Here is a 15451-nt window from a genome sequence, read left to right on the forward strand (position 1 = left end):
GCCTCGCCCTCCCGTCGATAGCGCCTTACCCACTTATAGACAGTCTTCACGCAGACGCCGAAAGCCGCAGCGACGGCCATCGGTCGCTGTCCTTCCATCAGCACGCGGTGCGCAATTACCGCTCGACTGAGCGGCGTGAGGCGGGCATTCATATGGATGTCCATTCGGTCCCCCGAGAATCACTGAAGCTTCGACAACCTCAGCTTTCCCGGTCCGGATCGAATGGACAATCTATTGGAAGCTCACATCTAGGTCTGGCACCGCATCGATCGAACCGCAATATCTGACCGACTCCGGCATCGAATGATGCCGAACGACGCTGCTTCAAATCAATCCCCGGGGTTTGACGAGCCAGACCTATACCGTTGCTGAAGCGCGATTATCCGTTTCAGCAATTGTTCTTGCGCAACCAGAGCCGGAGCGACTTCGGCAGACGGGCCGGCATCGGCGGTGACACAAGCTGTGCTGGCGTATTCCTCCAGATCGTCGATTTCAATCGGGCCGTACGGGATATCAAATCCGATGGCCCCATCATTGTCGTGATTGCAGTTGCCGTTGTACCCATCGGTTTCCGCATTGTCGCCTACAAAATCCTTGTCGCCGGGCTCTCGCGCCGCCGCGAGGACAGTCGGCTGTTCCAGGTCTCCGCGATTGATGTTCTCCGGCAGCACAAGGGGCGCTGGCTCGGGGAGCGAACCGGTCTGGGCTTCGAAAATACGCTTCAGCGCGCGATCCGAGTAATATTGCACTTTTCGCAGTTTAAGTGGCGGGTGCCCCTTTATGAGGATGATTTCATTCCTGTCGTCGATCAAGCGCACCTGTTCGGGGCGCAAAAGCGGTGCCCCCTGATCGGAGATCTGGATGTTCTGGTCGAACATGCGTGTCTGATTATAGGAGGTCGAGCGCGCCTTGAACGTATATTCCCCGATAGCCTTCGAGATATATGTCGGTGTTTCGTCGTCAGCGGTGGCCATAAATACCTGCACACCGGTATTGCTGAGAAAGTTCTGTTTGCCCGCCTCGTCGTAGGTACCCGTCAGCGCGGAGAGACTCTGAATAATAAACATGAAACGGCCATTGTATCCGGCGATGGTGGTGATCGCGGTCTCGATGGCCTCAAGTTTGCCCAGATGCCTGAATTCGTCGAGGAGAAACAGAACTTCGTAGCGCTCGTCCTTCCCTGGCAGGGATCGCTGCAAAATCGACACGACCTGCTGAAAAAGAAGGCGCATCAACGGAGCAACGACCTCAAGATCGTTGGGACTTACACAAAGATAAACGCAGGTCTTCCTGCGACGCAGGTCGTAGATGGAAAAGTCGGATCGGCTGGTCGCTGCCTTGACCAGCGGATCAGCCCAAAGATTGAGACCGCCGTCGCCGAGCACCGACGTATAGGAGGTCAGGATTTTCGTGTCGTTGCCCGCCATGTTGTCAAAGATGCGCTGAGCCTCCTTATTCTGGCTTTCTTCCGCGAGTTGCGCAAAAAGCTTGTACTTCTCGCCAGGCTGGGCAAAAAGGTCGTAGACTGCGCCTATTGTCGGAGTGCCGCGCTCGATACAAGCAAGGATACCCGCAACAAAAAGGTCTCGTGCGCCATCGATGAAGCCTTCCGCTCCCTTGCCTTTCGCAGTGATAAGGTTTGCAGCAAGTCGGCGTGTCTCGGTAAACTGCCTCTCGGGAGGCATTGCCGCAATATCGAGAACCGGATTGTAGCAATGGGTCCGTCGCTCCGGATCCAGAGGCGCGAACTTGAAAACGACGTTGCCGTTTGCCTTTCGTGCCCTGGACGTCAGGTCAAAAAGCTCACCTTTGACATCGAGTGTTATCACCGAGCCCCTGAAGGTCAGCAGCGTCGGAATGACGACGCCGACGCCCTTGCCGGCTCGCGTCGGCGCGACGACCAGACTATGGGGCTGTTCGCCGTTGGTCAGATAGCTGCCGAACCAGTGGGGACCACAGGTCTTGCCAAACACCGCACCATTGATACTGGTGTAACGCTGCAGGTAGCCGGCACGTCGCATTTCCCCGAATTCTGCCCAGCGAGCCGTTCCATGATGCTCGCGGTTGCGCAGCGACACGAACAGTTGGCTGAGTAGAACGACGGCTGAAGTTGATACGACAATGGCCAGAGCGTAGTAGAATACCGAGGTCGTATGCCCCAGATAGAGCGGCGACTCGTACCAGATGGCGAAGACACTGAAGGTCATCATCGCTTCGCCATTAAAGCCTTGGCGGAACGTTACATACAAGCTTGCAACACAAAGACCGGCTGCCAGCGAGCATACGACACTAACGGCCAAACGTAGGGGCGTGCTCTTGCTCGAGTTCATCTCTTCACCAAACACTGCGGGACAAATCGGAAATCGCGTTTGAGGTCCGGGCGCTGCCAGAACAGAACCCAACGGTCGTAACCTTCACGCGATCGCGGTTCCGGTCGGCTGGCCGGTGGCCGGCTCCCGCGGTCCCGTTCATCCAGCCGTCGATTTCCGACAGCATCACATCATCAAAAGGCGTGAACCTACCCCTTCTGCTAGGACGATGGTGTCCGGGAACAGGAGCGGTATCATGAAACCTAGCGGGTGCGTGCCCGACGTTTTTTCGTGGTCTGGCGATGCAGGCAACCGGCGTCGGGCAAGCGCTTGCTACTAGTTCGTTACAGATCATCTCGGGCTCGCGGAGCCACAATGACGTCAGTTGACTGGCATCGTGGGACATCGTGGGCAGATGACCGGCGGCTGATTGCGTCGGGATATGGGTTGCCTGAACCGGACCGCAGGTCAGCCGGAGACGATATCTGTTGCTTTCCCTTTTCAGCAGTGGTCGTTGCGAGCCGCGCACACTTCTTGATGTGAGCCGTTTCAGCGCCGGACAGATCGGAAAATTCCCGGCGTGCGCCGTGTCGCAGGCCGGCATCCCGCGCGAATTTCTGACAGCGCGCCCATTCCGGGAGACGCTGTCGGGACCAGCCGCGGTGAATTTCGGCGGAATGTTTCGCGTCGGGGACCAACCGTCCGAGCGAAAACTCACGATTGCATCGATTTTTTCAAGATCGGCCGATGTGAAGCCAGGCCAGCCACAGGGCTCCGCTGCAGCGCACTCCGGTGCTTGCGGCAAGAGTCCATGGCGTTTAACAGCGTGCATCTCCGGATCGACGCAGGGCCCGTCCACGACCCCGGGGAATGCCTCGCCTGATCCGGACTGCATATCCGGTATGACACTCGTCGTCCCCCCGGGCATTCTCAACGGGGCGTCGTATGCCGCATCGATTTCGGCCAGAGCTGCTTCGTTCAGGTCGGGGATATCCTCGTGGCGACCTTGTGGCGAGGTTTGCGTACCCGGAAATAACCCCTGAGATGATCCGGGGGTCGTTTCTTCGCGGAAACGACTGTGGAGTTCTTTCGTGCGGGTACTGCCGGCATCGTCCAGAACTTCGGTATGTGTCACGCTGCGAGAACCTCTCATCGTGTCGGAAGTTGGAGTGTTCGCATGAACCGCAAGATTTTCGGCTTCACGGTCTCCTCCACCCCCCAGTTCGCAAGCGGAATGGTATCAGCCGAGTTTCTATCCGCATCGGTATCCCTCCCGAACCAATGCGCGGGTGGACCCGAATGGGGTAAGGAGACGGGAGTGGCGTCCGGAATTGATGAGCTTTCCTGCCAGTTTCCCCGTGTTGTTTCTGTCGGTGGCCGAATGTTGTATACACTCGCTTCGGATGGGCGTTGCTCGGCTGGCAGAGACTGCCGAGCGCGCTTTGCCGCTGTACGGCCGATTTGACTGTCCAGCCGGGGGACTGGTTTCCGCGCAGTCGCTTCGCGGCCCGTGCTGGCGGCTCCGGCGACATGGCAGGTTCACCGGCGCGCCTGTCTGATCGTTCCGGTTCAAGCGAGCGCAAGTACTGCATGGCGGCGCGGAAATCACCTTTGTTATTGTGCAGGATGGCGGGTACATTTGCAGTCGCTTCGAATGCGCCAGGCGAGTCCGCAGCGGCCTCGATGAGGCCGGCAGCAGTACTCGCCGGCATTTCCCTGATATGTGGGTGCACTCCTTCATTCGGTCGTGTCGGCAGATCGGCCGCGACTGCCGCGCCCTCTCCGCCGCCCCGTACCTTGATCTGCCCCTCCAGCGCCGGGATTGTTGCCGTTCCATGGCCGTCGTCCGAGACTGTCAGCGCCGGACGCGCGCGATAATCGGTGAACTGCCCATGGGTCATGATTGGCTCCTTACCTGCGTCCTAATCCCGGCGACGATCCTGGCTGCTCCCATCCCTTGCCCGTTTTCGGTCACCCGGTGCCTCGTCCTCAAGTGCCCGCTTCGAGGAAAGCCGTCTCTGCTGCTGGCTTTCGAAAACCGCAGGCAGTGAATCAGTCGCCGATCCGCTACGGGCGGTGTCATTCAACGACAGTGACCTGGGGGGGGCGGCCAGCAATGTTGCGGGGTTATTGCGATCGTTCTGCTCCCGGGCGGTTGTCTCCGGCTCGGTGGCAATTGATCTCCCGCCCTTTGCCCCACTCGGCTCGCCAGCATCATCGCGTCGTCGTTTTCGATTCTCTTGCGCGGTGTCTGGCGACTGCACCGCATTCTGGTTTGCTGTGCCAGGAACTCCGGAATTGTCCCTTGGCTTGCATGCGCCGTCCCGGACAGCATTTGGTGCGTCATCACCGAGGTTGCCCGCCGGAACGAATCCTGCGCTCTCCAACAAGGGAACGGGCGACGCGTTATGTGCGATGGACGGTTGAACTGCGGCCTTCGATTTGCTCGAAGGCCCGGCAGGAGGCAACGTATCCACAGGTTGGTCCTGCAAGGGATGATCTTCACGCGGTGACCCCTGTTCCGTATCTGCATCGTCGAACCGGACCCGGCTGGCCTGCCGCTCAAGGCGCCGGAACTGGGCGTAAGTCATCGGACGCTCAAGGATACCACGTTCTGCTCGTGAGCTGGCATCAAGGACAATGCCGTGGCGGAGCGAAATCTCGGCCATCTTCATGCGCAAGGCTTCGTAATTCAGATGCGGGTGGCGCCGCGAAATCTTCAGCCACTCACGTCCCAGAAGTTCGCGGCGGTTGACCACGACATGCAGGTGCGGGTGATCGCGGTCAACGTGGAAGGCCGTAAGATAGTTGTATCGCCCGCCCCCGTTGCCTGACCCAAACATCTCGGCTGCCCACTCGCGGCTCGCCGCATAAGCATCTGCTCGACCTGTGCCCGGGGGGAAGCTTACAATAATATGCGTGGTCAACTCCTGTTCCCTTCGCTCATCCGGCTGACTTTCGTCATAAACTCCGGTCTCCTGGACCCAGCTTCGGGCAAGTTCAGCGATTTGATCCGGCGGCACGGGGATATCGAGGTGCCGGGCTGAACGCTGCAACTCGAGTTTTCCCTTCCGGGAGAGATACTCCAGCTGATTGATGATCTGCTGGAGGGTCCTAGTTCCACCATCAGGTACTATGCGAATGATAACCTGAGGTCGATCCGGCATCGAACATGCTCCCGGGCGGGTGCCACGTCAGCGCTGCAATGTGTCTTTCAGCATAGCGCAACCATCTATACGCCGGCGGGATACGGACAAAATAGAACGGAGCAAGCCGTCAAGGTCGGCGAACGCCTTGCCGAAAGCGATACGTTCGGCTCTCAGGGCCTCCAAATCCGGCCGCGGATTATCCGCGTAAGCAGACAACAGGGCGGCAATATTGCCTGAAAGCGTTCCCATGGACAAAAGAATACCTTCCATCTTACCACGCGTTTTTTCATCTATTTCGAGAAAGCCCCCAATGCGGCGCACTGCAACGCGCATGGCCATACTGTCAGACAGTCCCAGCGAGCGCGCTTGGTGGGAGAAGGTCTCATATTCAGCCGATCGCAAACGCGTGCTTACGACCTTAAAGCCGTCGATACACACGCGATTATGCTGGTCGGTAGCAGTATCATACGGAGCCGGTTTGGCCTGCGCCATGACTTCCTCCATGGAATTGGAACGATTTTGTTCCGTCCGGGGCTTCGCCGCCAGGAGCAATGGAAAGCCTAGTCCTATTAAATCCCAAATCAATATTATACTTCCACAATTTCAGTTTATATTATTACAATCGCAATCATTATAACAACAGCGAAACCGCCTTTCATTGAACTGCTTGCAAATTAAAAGAACGAAAACAAATGAGCGGGCAGACGCCAGTCTGTGGGACGCCAAAGCCGAGACAGGTTGCGGTTCAGCAGGCTGGAGCGATTGCTGGCTTGGGACTGGACACCGACGCAAACAGCAGCGGTTCTACGACTTCCGATATTCACATCAGCGTTGGAAGGCGGCCCTTTCCGGGAGCTTACTCGGTGATTGACCTTGCCCCTAAGTTTTATCCAATTTTGAATTCGTTCCAGCGGTTGCTGTATTCGGGGCGGTAACGGCGGGTTGCGGTGCGGAGCCATTCCGGCTGCGCAGCACCGCATCAAGTCGCGGGTTGATTGTTTGAAGAACTCGGCAGGTGTCATCCAGCCGAGGGCCGGAAATTATTGTACAACACGACGACAGAACACCCACGGGACGGAGGTTCGTGAGCTTTTGTATCCGTGGCATCCCTGGTCCGGTCAGTTCGTCCACGTCCATGAGGCGCTGACCAAAGGAACGGCTATTTTTCGCTGCAGCCTTTCTGGCGCTTCTTCTGATCGGCTTTTTGAAGTCCCGGCGTGGATGTTCGACCGATCCGTGAGTGTCCTTCCCGAGAGAAGGGTGACAGTTCATACCGGAGACATGGGTTACACTTTTGGCCTTTGCGAGGAGAGCAAAGGTGCCTTGGCAGGAGTGTAATCTCATGGACGAGCGTCTCAAATTCGTTGCGCGGGTTCTGGATGGCGAGAAGATTGCGGCGCTGTGCCGCGAGTTCGGCATCTCCTGAATCAATCTGTCGAGCAGCGCCGTCGCGACGACGGGATCTCCGAACACATCGCCCCATTCCGCGAAGCCGCGGTTTGACGTCAGGATCATCGCGCCGCGTTCATATCGGGCGTTGACGAGCTGAAAGAAGAGATTGCCGCCGCCTTGGACGACCGGCAGGTAGCCGATCTGGTCGACGATCAGCAAGCTTGGCCTGCAGAAGAAGCGAATGCGATCCTGAAGCCTGCCTTCTCGTTCGGAACGGGCAAGCGAACCAATGAGATCGGCGAGCGTCGTAAAATACACGCTCTTTCCGGCCTTCACGGTTTCGACGCCGAGCGCTGTGGCGAGATGGCTTTTGCCTGTTCCCGGTGGGCCAAGGAAATGAACGGCTTCATGACGATCGACGAAGCCGAGCTGCGCCAGGGTGAGGATACGATCGCGATCGAGCGAAGGCTGGAAGGTGAAGTCGAAGCCGGCGAGCGTCTTGATCGTGGCAAGCCTACCACGCTGACGATCATCTTCGGCTTGCCTCGTTCCTCGATGATCCGGTTCAACTCAAGGGCACCCCGCAGGCCGGAAAGGGACGTATCGGCGACGAGGCCCAGGCATTCCCTGGTGCAATCGCCGACGACCGCAAACACCCGGAACCTGCGACCATCGGTGAGTTAATCCGACACGAAGTCCAGCGACCATCGATCAGTGGCTGCCATCGGGATCAGCATCGGCGCGGGTGTGCCGATCGCTCGCTTCCGGCCGCCACGTTTGCGCACTGACAGCTTCTCCTCCCGATAGAGCCGGAAGAGCCGCTTGTGGTTCACAAGGCGACCCTCACGCATGAGCAGCACATGAAGGCGTGATATCCAAAGCAGCGGCGTTCATGCGCCAGCGCCTTCATCCGCTCTCGAAGGTCATGGTCATCGCTGCGCCTGGTTTCGTACGGATCGTCATTCGGCAAAATCCGAGGAGCGCACGCTCATCATGTCATTGGTCATCGGTGGTCTTTCCGTCAGGTTGGTCTTGAACAACCCGATCCTAGTGGAGAAGACCTTCGCAGAATCGATGAAATTTGTTCCGAGTTTACAAATCATCGATAACTTTGTGTGGCCGAGGGTGAGGGCGTGAAGCGCCTTGCCGGGGTGTCTCATTTCCCACTCTATAGCGAAAGCCCTCCTGACACGGGCCGCTCTCGACTCCGTGAACCTTCCAAAATCATCGATCGTTCGGAATTCATCTTCGCAGAACGAGCCGGTAGCGGTATAGCCAGCAACCCGTTCAGCAACGCTTGCTGTTCCGCATCCGATAGACGGTCGCCTTGCGCTGGAAATTCCAGCCTTAATTCCGAAGCGCGTGACAAGTCTGGTTCGCCGAACAATGACTGCGGATCAAAAGCCGCATTTGATGCAGCAACATCTCGGTTGTGCTCAGCAATACGCTCTCCGCCACTATGCACTGGGGCTGGCACACCATTCAAAAAACTCAAGAGCTCTTGTTCCGGAGCAGACTGATGACTGACCGCTGAAGAAGTTACCTGCGGAGCCTGAGCATCGTTTATGGCGTCAGACGATTGCAGATCCAAGGATGAGTGTGGTGGCGTTTCCCGCAAGCCGGTTAGTGTTGGTTTTTGCGGCGATCCATGAAGCGTGATCTCCGACAGAGACTCATTTGACGAGACGGAATGTCCGAGATACTTGTCAAGATTTTCTTCCGATCGCACCTCCCGTTCATTGCCGCGACGAGGACTCTGCGATATTGGACCTTTGCCTAGTGTAACCCCTTCCGCCTTAGAAGCCGAATCCGAAAAATGCACTGCTGACGACGGAGATTGTGGTTGCAAACCAAACTGCTGCTCTGATGCCTGTTGGAGAAATAGGGGGGAGTTTTGTGAAGCAAGATCAACTGGTTTGTCGTTCACGAGCGTGAGTTTGGCTTCGGTCTGGACACCACGGCCGTTTCGAACTCGGTCAGTCCGGTCCGGCTTCGACACCAAAGGGATGCTAGGATCCTCCCTTGGCGAAGATCTGGTGATAGCGGTGGGCTCCTGCCAGGCTTTCCTATGCTCGACCGATTCCGAAACACGGAGTCTCTGCGCGCAAAGTTCAGGTTCGCTCAATGCCGTCAGTTTCCGACGAACCGTCACTCCGAGTATCTTTTTTGAGACTTTCTTTATCTCAGCGCTCAGGTATTGCGACTCACTCTTATAAATTTTGCCGAAGGTGTGTTTAATGCTTGTCAATTGCTTTGTGGACTCATCGTAGATGGCCGATCTCTTGTTGAACATCCGACGGTGACTCAGGATATCTCGGCCTACTTCGTTGCCTTCCTTGTCCAGGAGGGACCTGTAAGATTTGCTGAATGTCCCACCAAGTTTCCGAATCTTCGTTTGCGAGGTATGGCGATCTTCCGATTTCGTTGTATTCCTGGAAAAGCCGGGGCGTTTATAGCCGACTAGCTCAAGGCCGCCTTTGTCGTCCCGCTCAAATGTTTCCCGCCTGGACCCTACTTGACGAGTCAGTTTGCGGTAGAGTCTGTTCTCTGGTCCGCCAGGCTCAGGCGCACTCAGCTCCTCAGAAACAGGCCGAAACAGCCGACCACTGAGCCTGCCTCGGTTGACATACCGTGTCCGGACAAGGGAACCGGTTTCGTCCCGCTCCCACTTTTCCTCGAAGCGCCCGTCTCGATATTTTACATGCTTCGTGCGAAGAGTGCCGTCCTCAGCGTACTGATGGCTCGTAACCCTAGCCCAACTCTTCTTTTCGTGAAGGCTCAAATAAACTGCGCCCGTTTCTGCGTTGCGCTTTAGAACTTTCTTCGTTTTTTCAAAGATACCGTGCTCACGGGTTAGTTCTTTTGGGCGGTCGATTCGAAGCTGCTTATTTCCAAAAATTTTATAGCTTATTTCACCTCGAAAGCCGGCGTCCAGCTTGTCGACCATCTCCATATCGACAGTATATTTTCGCTTCTTTTTCGGCATCTCGAGCCGTGCCTGCCGCCTCATTGCGTTCTCTTCCGTAAGCAACGCTTTACACATTTGCTCATACAGGCGCTTGGTGGCACGACGCATGTCACTTGTAAGCGATTTGGTGACAGTCTTTTTTGTGATGCTGACCACGGCTGAGCTCTTTCACTAGCTACTTCGGACGGTACAGGTCTCATCGCTCCCGCAGTGGCGGAACGTCACAGCCCGTTTATGCTTTGACCACGCTGTCGATTTTCGTAGTTCCGGCGACTATCAACGATTGGCCGTACCACGGGATCCGGACGGACAAAATCACGCGAATATTTATCGGTCGGTTCGCGAAGCAATTGGGCCGCGTCGTCTGGTAACTTAATTAAGAGCCGCTTATATTCCGCAGCACTCGTGTAGGTACCGGTTCGCTGGCCTTTCTCATTTCGGTCCGCAATGAGAACGTTGTTCTCGGTCAGCTGTTGTTGCAGCTTTTCCGAAGAAAGATCTCGAATGTCACGTAGATCTGCGCCGTTCGCAACAATCACTGCCGCCTGCCCGGCAAACTGCTCAAATTTTATGGAATTCGCATAGCTTTGTCGGCCCATCGAGTGGGGTAGTCCAACTCGATTCATCACCTGAGCGAAATGCTCCGGATCGGAATATTCCAATCTGGCAGGGGTCATATAGCGATTACCATCGCGGGCAAGGACTTGAACGCGATCCCATTGCTCGCCCTTTTTCAAAGCTTGCGACCAGGGCGAGTTGGGGGCGTGTTGCATTAGGAAATCGACGCTAACGAAGCGATCGCGAGTCGTTCCTCCCTGCCCATCCGGCTGCCCTCCCATATTGATGGTCGCAAGCGGCAAAGCTTTGTTGTGAGCTCGATTCTCTCCTGCGAATTCCGCGAAGCGGATATCCGCAGCTCCCCGTTCCCATGACTCCAGATACCTGGAATCATGCATGATACCCGACTTCGATTTCAGCTTGATCTCGGTGTCACTACCATACTTAGTCTTTATTATCCGCTCGAACTCCGCAAAGGACTTATTGGCGAACTTGTCACCGGCAGACCTGTACACTAGATGGACATGATTTTCCGGGGTCTTGATCAGAATGTCAGGCAGAAGCGAGCCAGCCTGGAATTGGTGTTCGTAGCGCTTCTGAACCTCTCGGGGGCCATATTTCGTTTGTATGTACCTGTCTTGAGGCCTCAATCTGTAATTTTGATCGAGCTTTATGTTCTTATCTGTTTGATAGAATATATTCGCACCCGTGACGCCCATCTCTGCGTGAGCACGATTCCAGACTTCCAACTTGTATTGAAAACGCGCCTTATCCTGGTCTTTTGGCTCAAGGTTATGCCATCTCGCGCTTAATTCCGCCGGGACGTCAATTCTTTCAAATGCGAGAGGCGGGGGATAATAATTGCCGGCCCCGTCCCTATAGAGGCGGCAGCTTGCGTTGAATTCCGCTTTGGTGGGTAGATGCTCAAGATCACCTTTAGACGTACCGGCAAACGCATCCGGTCCAGTTTGCCGCACCAGAATATACTCGTCTGCACGCCGATCATGGCCAGGCAAAACCATATTGGCGAACAGGCTGGATAACTCATTGTCCACTTCGGACTGATTGCCGTGGACGCTATGGGAATCATGACTGGATTGGGAATTAAGCATCTCGTCGAACTGAGAGCTTACATTTTCCGTGTGAGCTGGGGTCCCGGGGATGTCGAACTCGAAAGTTTCGTGGCTACCCGTCATCTCGATATCAGGAGTCGTGCTTGAGTCTAGTGCTTCCTTCCTTTGACGCTTGGGATCGACGACAACAGCATTTTCGAAGTCGCGCTCGCCAGTCACAAGGATATTTTCCCCATTGTCTTCGCTTTTCGGATCCATCGTTTAAATCCTTCCTGCGAGATTCTCTTCGGGCAGCGGGCACCGGAGGACAAAATTCTCCAGTTCAATCATTTCGAGATCCAAACTCGTGAAACCGTTTGAGCGGTGATTGAGGCTGAACGCTTCTGTGTGAATTTCTCGCGGCTCCTCAGGCAAGGAGACGGGCCTGGTTTTATTCGCATTTAGTTTAATGATCGCCATGTCGTTGTTTCTCCTGCAAAACTTGCGACGTTCTCCATCTCCGCGGCCTTGAACGGCCTGAGCGATTGCAGGGCGCTAAGCGCGACCCTTTCCTCAGACTTGGAGCCGTTTTGCTGGGGAGCCGGGCCGCAATCGGCTCTTCCGACGCAAGGTCGACATCACACGTTCCCGGCCGAAGATCGTTCAGAACAACTCGCACTTTGAGTTCGCCGAATTGCCGCCTTTCAGCTTGACTGTCGGCAGACAGCGGCTCCAATCGGAACCCCGCGCGCGATGTAAGCCGCATCAACATTCTTGCCGTGCTCTGAATTTCAAGGCTCCTGCGCCAGCAGTCTCTCTTCGGACACAGTTTTGCCTCCCGAATTGAAGTGAATGTGTGTGGAATCTACCATTTGAGCCCCGGTCTTGGAACGACTATCGCGCTTCATCTGAAACTCTTGCTAGAGCATGTCCTGCGATTGATGAATCGATTGTGAGGTGACGAGTGCGACCGAAGCTGATTCAACATCCACAGCGGAGAGGTGGATGATGGGACAGGCCCTGAGTGATGATCTCCGAATACGGGTTTTGAAAGCGTCTGCGTCGGGCATGTCGGCTCGGCAGGCTGCGGCTCGTTTCGGTGTTGGGATTTCGACAGCGATCCGCTGGATCGCAAGAGCGAAAGAGGGTGAGTTAACTGCTCGGCCACAGGGCTGGAGACGACCTTCGGGAGTGGATGCACACGAGGAATTCGTTGTCGCGTTGATCGACGAGCGTAGGGATGTGGCGCTCGATGAGATGGTTGAGCGCTTGTCCGTCGAGCGGCAGGTGAAGATCAGCCGCAGCGCACTTGGCGCCTGGCTCCGAGGCCGTGGGTGGACCTTTAAGAAAAGACCGCACACGCACTGGAGCAGGACCGACCGGACGTCCTGAAGCGCCGGCGCGCCTGGTTCGATGGTCAATTGGACCTCGATCCGGAGAAACTGATCTTCATCGACGAAAGTGTGCTGCAGAGGCACGGAAGGAGTTCAGTGTGAGCTAACCCCGTAACGTGAAGCTGCGTGAATGATGGAGGATGGCCCTCCGGGATCGGCTTTCAGGAGCGGGTCTCAAACCAGTCCGAGCTGCTGCGGTAAAGAGCCGTGGTGGTGAGCGCCGGATGAAAAGTTCGGACGAGATCCGAGCAGGTGCGTGTCCGAAAGACGAACGAAAGTGAACCCTCCGAAGACGCGCCGTTATGAATATAAGCGTCGTCGAAACCAGGACTGTTTCGTCATCCTGGGACGAGTCCGCCGGGTGCCTGATGATTGGGCGGGCGGCGATCGGCGTAGAGGGGGCGTGAGTTGGACACAGGCTTTCACCCGGAACTGCAGGAACCAGGCTCCTGATGCCAAGGGAGAAGCCCAAGCGGAGAAACCGTAAGGCGAGAGTACCGATGCAGGAGACTGGGGCGGACCGATCCGTATGAGCGTTGAGGGCCCTGTAATGGGGCCGGAGCAAAGGGATCGGATCAGGTGGTCGTATTGTTTGGAACAACTGGAAACAGGATGACTTCGATAGGTACGACAGACAAGCCGTTTCGGATTGAGAAGCGGCAAGTGTACGAAGCTTACAAAGCGGTCAAAGCCAACCGTGGTGCAGCCGGGTGGACGGTGAGACCCTGGAGATGTTTGACAAAGACCTTCCGAGAAATCTCTACAAGATCTGGAATCGGATGTCTTCTGGGGCTTACTTTCCGCCGCCGGTGCGCGCCGTCTCCATTCCAAAGAAGACTGGAGGCGAAAGGGTTTTGGGCGTGCCGACGGTCAGTGATCGGATCGCGCAGATGGTGGTCAAGCAGATGATTGAGCCGGATTTAGAGACGTGGTCATTATGGATAACCTGCCTGCACGGGACTGTCAGGAATTCTGTGCGTGAGGCCGGTTCGTCATTGGTTGAAGAACCGTTCGCCAAAGACGACGGCGAACTGGGTTTTGGCCTCGAACCATTCGCGAGGCGGACGTTTCCAGTCTTCGGCCGCGTGGTTCAGAACTAAATATAGCAGCTTCATGGCGGCATCGTCACTGGGGAAATGGCCCCGCGAGCGGACTGCCCGCCGGAGTTTGGAGTTTAACGCCTCGATGGCGTTGGTCGTGTAGATGATCCGACGCACGCTTTCGGGAAAGGCGAAGAAAGGAATGACGTGTTCCCAATTGCGTCGCCAGCTCTGAGCGATGGCAGGATATTTTTGACCCCAGTATCCGTTTCGAACGCTTCTAGCGCCTTCATTCCGGCTTCGGCGTCCTTGGCGCGGTAGATTGCCCGCAGCGCCGGGACAACCGGTTTTCGGTCTTTCCATGACACGAATTCGAGCGAATGGCGGATGATGCACGATGCAGGTCTGGACGATCGTCTGCGGGAAAGCAGCGGTGATCGCCTCTGGAAAGCCTTTCAGCCCGTCGACGACGGCAATCAGGATGTCCTGGCAGCCCCGGTTCTTCAGTTCGTTCATCACCCGCAGCCAGAACTTCGCGTCTTCCGTCTGCTCAATCCACAGGCCGAGGATTTCCTTGGTGCCGTCCGCCAGAACGGCAAGCGCGATATAGACGGCCTTGTTGCGGACGAAGCCCTCATCCCTGATCTTGACCCGGATTGCATCGAAGAACACGAGCGGATAGCAAAGCTCGAGCGGCCGGTTCTGCCATTCCCCAACTTCCTCGAGAACAGCATTGGTGACCGCAGAGATCAGATCCGGCGACACCTCGATACCGTAGATTTCTTCGAGATGACCCTGGATCTCGCGCACCGTCATGCCGCGCGCATACATCGAGATGATCTTGTGATCAAAGTCCGGGAAGCGACGCTGGTATTTCGCAATCAGCTTCGGATCAAAGGTCCCGGCCCGATCGCGCGGGATCGACAGCGTCATCTTTGACGTACCTGTCAGCACCGTCTTCTTCGAAGAGCCGTTGCGACGATTGGCGTTGCCCTCCGCCTGTTCGTCATCGAGATGCTCGTCCAACTCGGCATGGAGAATGCGCTCTGAAAGCGCCTTCCTCAGATCGTCGAGCAAGCCATCCTTGCCGAACACCTCAGACGGATCGCGGCCAGCCAAAAGCTGGTCCAGAAGTTCCTTGTCGATAGCCATGTGATGATTCTCTCCTTTCCATCATCATGGCCTCACGCACAGGATTCCTGACAGTCCCTCCTGCACACAAGATAGCCGGTGTCCGCGATGCCATCGAACGTGCCGGCGCCAAGCTCATGTTCCTTCCGCCCTATAGCCCGGACTTCAATCCAATCGAGAACGCATTCTCGAAGCTGAAAGCCATGTTGCGAGGCCGAGCCGAGCGAGAGATCGATGCTCTATGGGATGCGGTCGGGGCCTTGATGCCTCGCTTCACTGCGGCAGAATGCGCAAACTACTTTAAGGCCGCTGGATATGGCATCTGCCAAGTCATGCGAAGGTGCGCTCCACGACCCAGCGACGCGGCAGAACCTCGAGGCCCCTTGGCCTTATCGGTCCGCTTGACGATCCTGAGCGTGAACGCAGCGATCTTTTGCAGTGCGCCCTTCAGCTTCGGT

9 protein-coding genes and 6 pseudogenes are annotated in these 15451 nt (G+C 56.4%); 3 read left to right on the plus strand and 12 right to left on the minus strand.

Annotation, left to right across the window (positions count from 1 at the left end; genetic code table 11):
• From ATY75_RS28820 to virE1, 10 genes and pseudogenes are all read right to left on the minus strand, one after another.
• A partial coding sequence (locus tag ATY75_RS28820) for a leucine zipper domain-containing protein (RefSeq protein ID WP_143535358.1) occupies window positions 1–164 on the minus strand: 164 nt, incomplete at its 3' end.
• A 165-nt stretch (window positions 165–329) separates the two neighbouring features.
• Complete coding sequence (gene virD4 / locus ATY75_RS28825; RefSeq protein ID WP_088940140.1) at window positions 330–2330, minus strand: type IV secretion system ATPase VirD4; 2001 nt, start codon at window positions 2328–2330, stop codon at window positions 330–332.
• A gap of 1901 nt (window positions 2331–4231) precedes the next feature.
• Window positions 4232–5476: a relaxase/mobilization nuclease domain-containing protein gene (locus tag ATY75_RS28830; protein ID WP_088940141.1), complete on the minus strand. Its 1245-nt coding sequence runs from the start codon at window positions 5474–5476 to the stop codon at window positions 4232–4234.
• Between the two features lie 27 nt (window positions 5477–5503).
• Window positions 5504–5950, minus strand: coding sequence for a T-DNA border endonuclease subunit VirD1 (gene virD1 / locus ATY75_RS28835; protein WP_011427368.1), 447 nt, complete (start codon window positions 5948–5950; stop codon window positions 5504–5506).
• A gap of 933 nt (window positions 5951–6883) precedes the next feature.
• Window positions 6884–7369 (minus strand): annotated as a pseudogene (gene istB / locus ATY75_RS28850) (IS21-like element ISRel3 family helper ATPase IstB); the annotation flags it as partial.
• 2 nt (window positions 7370–7371) lie between these two features.
• A pseudogene (locus tag ATY75_RS28855) lies at window positions 7372–7802 on the minus strand (IS3 family transposase); the annotation flags it as partial.
• 7 nt (window positions 7803–7809) lie between these two features.
• The gene (locus ATY75_RS34795; RefSeq protein WP_167862632.1) at window positions 7810–8010 is read right to left on the minus strand and encodes a hypothetical protein; all 201 of its coding nucleotides are present in this window, start codon (window positions 8008–8010) and stop codon (window positions 7810–7812) included.
• An 8-nt stretch (window positions 8011–8018) separates the two neighbouring features.
• Entirely contained in the window at window positions 8019–9974 is a 1956-nt protein-coding gene (locus ATY75_RS28865; RefSeq protein ID WP_011427365.1) for a virulence VirE3 protein, read from the minus strand.
• A gap of 65 nt (window positions 9975–10039) precedes the next feature.
• A complete protein-coding gene (locus ATY75_RS28870) occupies window positions 10040–11707 on the minus strand; it encodes a type IV secretion system single-stranded DNA binding effector VirE2 (protein WP_088940142.1) in 1668 nt (555 codons plus the stop codon).
• Between the two features lie 3 nt (window positions 11708–11710).
• Window positions 11711–11908 carry a type IV secretion system effector chaperone VirE1 gene (gene virE1, locus ATY75_RS28875; RefSeq protein ID WP_088940143.1) on the minus strand — a complete coding sequence of 66 codons (198 nt, stop codon included), beginning with the start codon at window positions 11906–11908 and terminating at the stop codon, window positions 11711–11713.
• 528 nt (window positions 11909–12436) lie between these two features.
• Between virE1 and ATY75_RS28880 the strand changes: the two are divergent.
• Window positions 12437–12888, plus strand: a pseudogene (locus ATY75_RS28880) (transposase); the annotation flags it as partial.
• A gap of 546 nt (window positions 12889–13434) precedes the next feature.
• Window positions 13435–13748 (plus strand): annotated as a pseudogene (locus ATY75_RS35300) (group II intron reverse transcriptase/maturase); the annotation flags it as partial.
• A gap of 66 nt (window positions 13749–13814) precedes the next feature.
• Here the strand turns inward: ATY75_RS35300 and ATY75_RS28895 are convergent.
• Window positions 13815–15014, minus strand: a complete 1200-nt coding sequence (locus ATY75_RS28895) for an IS256 family transposase (RefSeq protein WP_088940144.1) — start codon at window positions 15012–15014, stop codon at window positions 13815–13817.
• A 59-nt stretch (window positions 15015–15073) separates the two neighbouring features.
• Between ATY75_RS28895 and ATY75_RS28900 the strand changes: the two are divergent.
• Window positions 15074–15310: pseudogene (locus ATY75_RS28900) on the plus strand (transposase); the annotation flags it as partial.
• 16 nt (window positions 15311–15326) lie between these two features.
• Here ATY75_RS28900 and ATY75_RS34300 read toward each other — a convergent pair.
• A pseudogene (locus tag ATY75_RS34300) lies at window positions 15327–15451 on the minus strand (IS5/IS1182 family transposase); the annotation flags it as partial.

The sequence above is a fragment of the Rhizobium sp. N122 genome (genome assembly GCF_002211295.1).
Classification (GTDB): domain Bacteria; phylum Pseudomonadota; class Alphaproteobacteria; order Rhizobiales; family Rhizobiaceae; genus Rhizobium.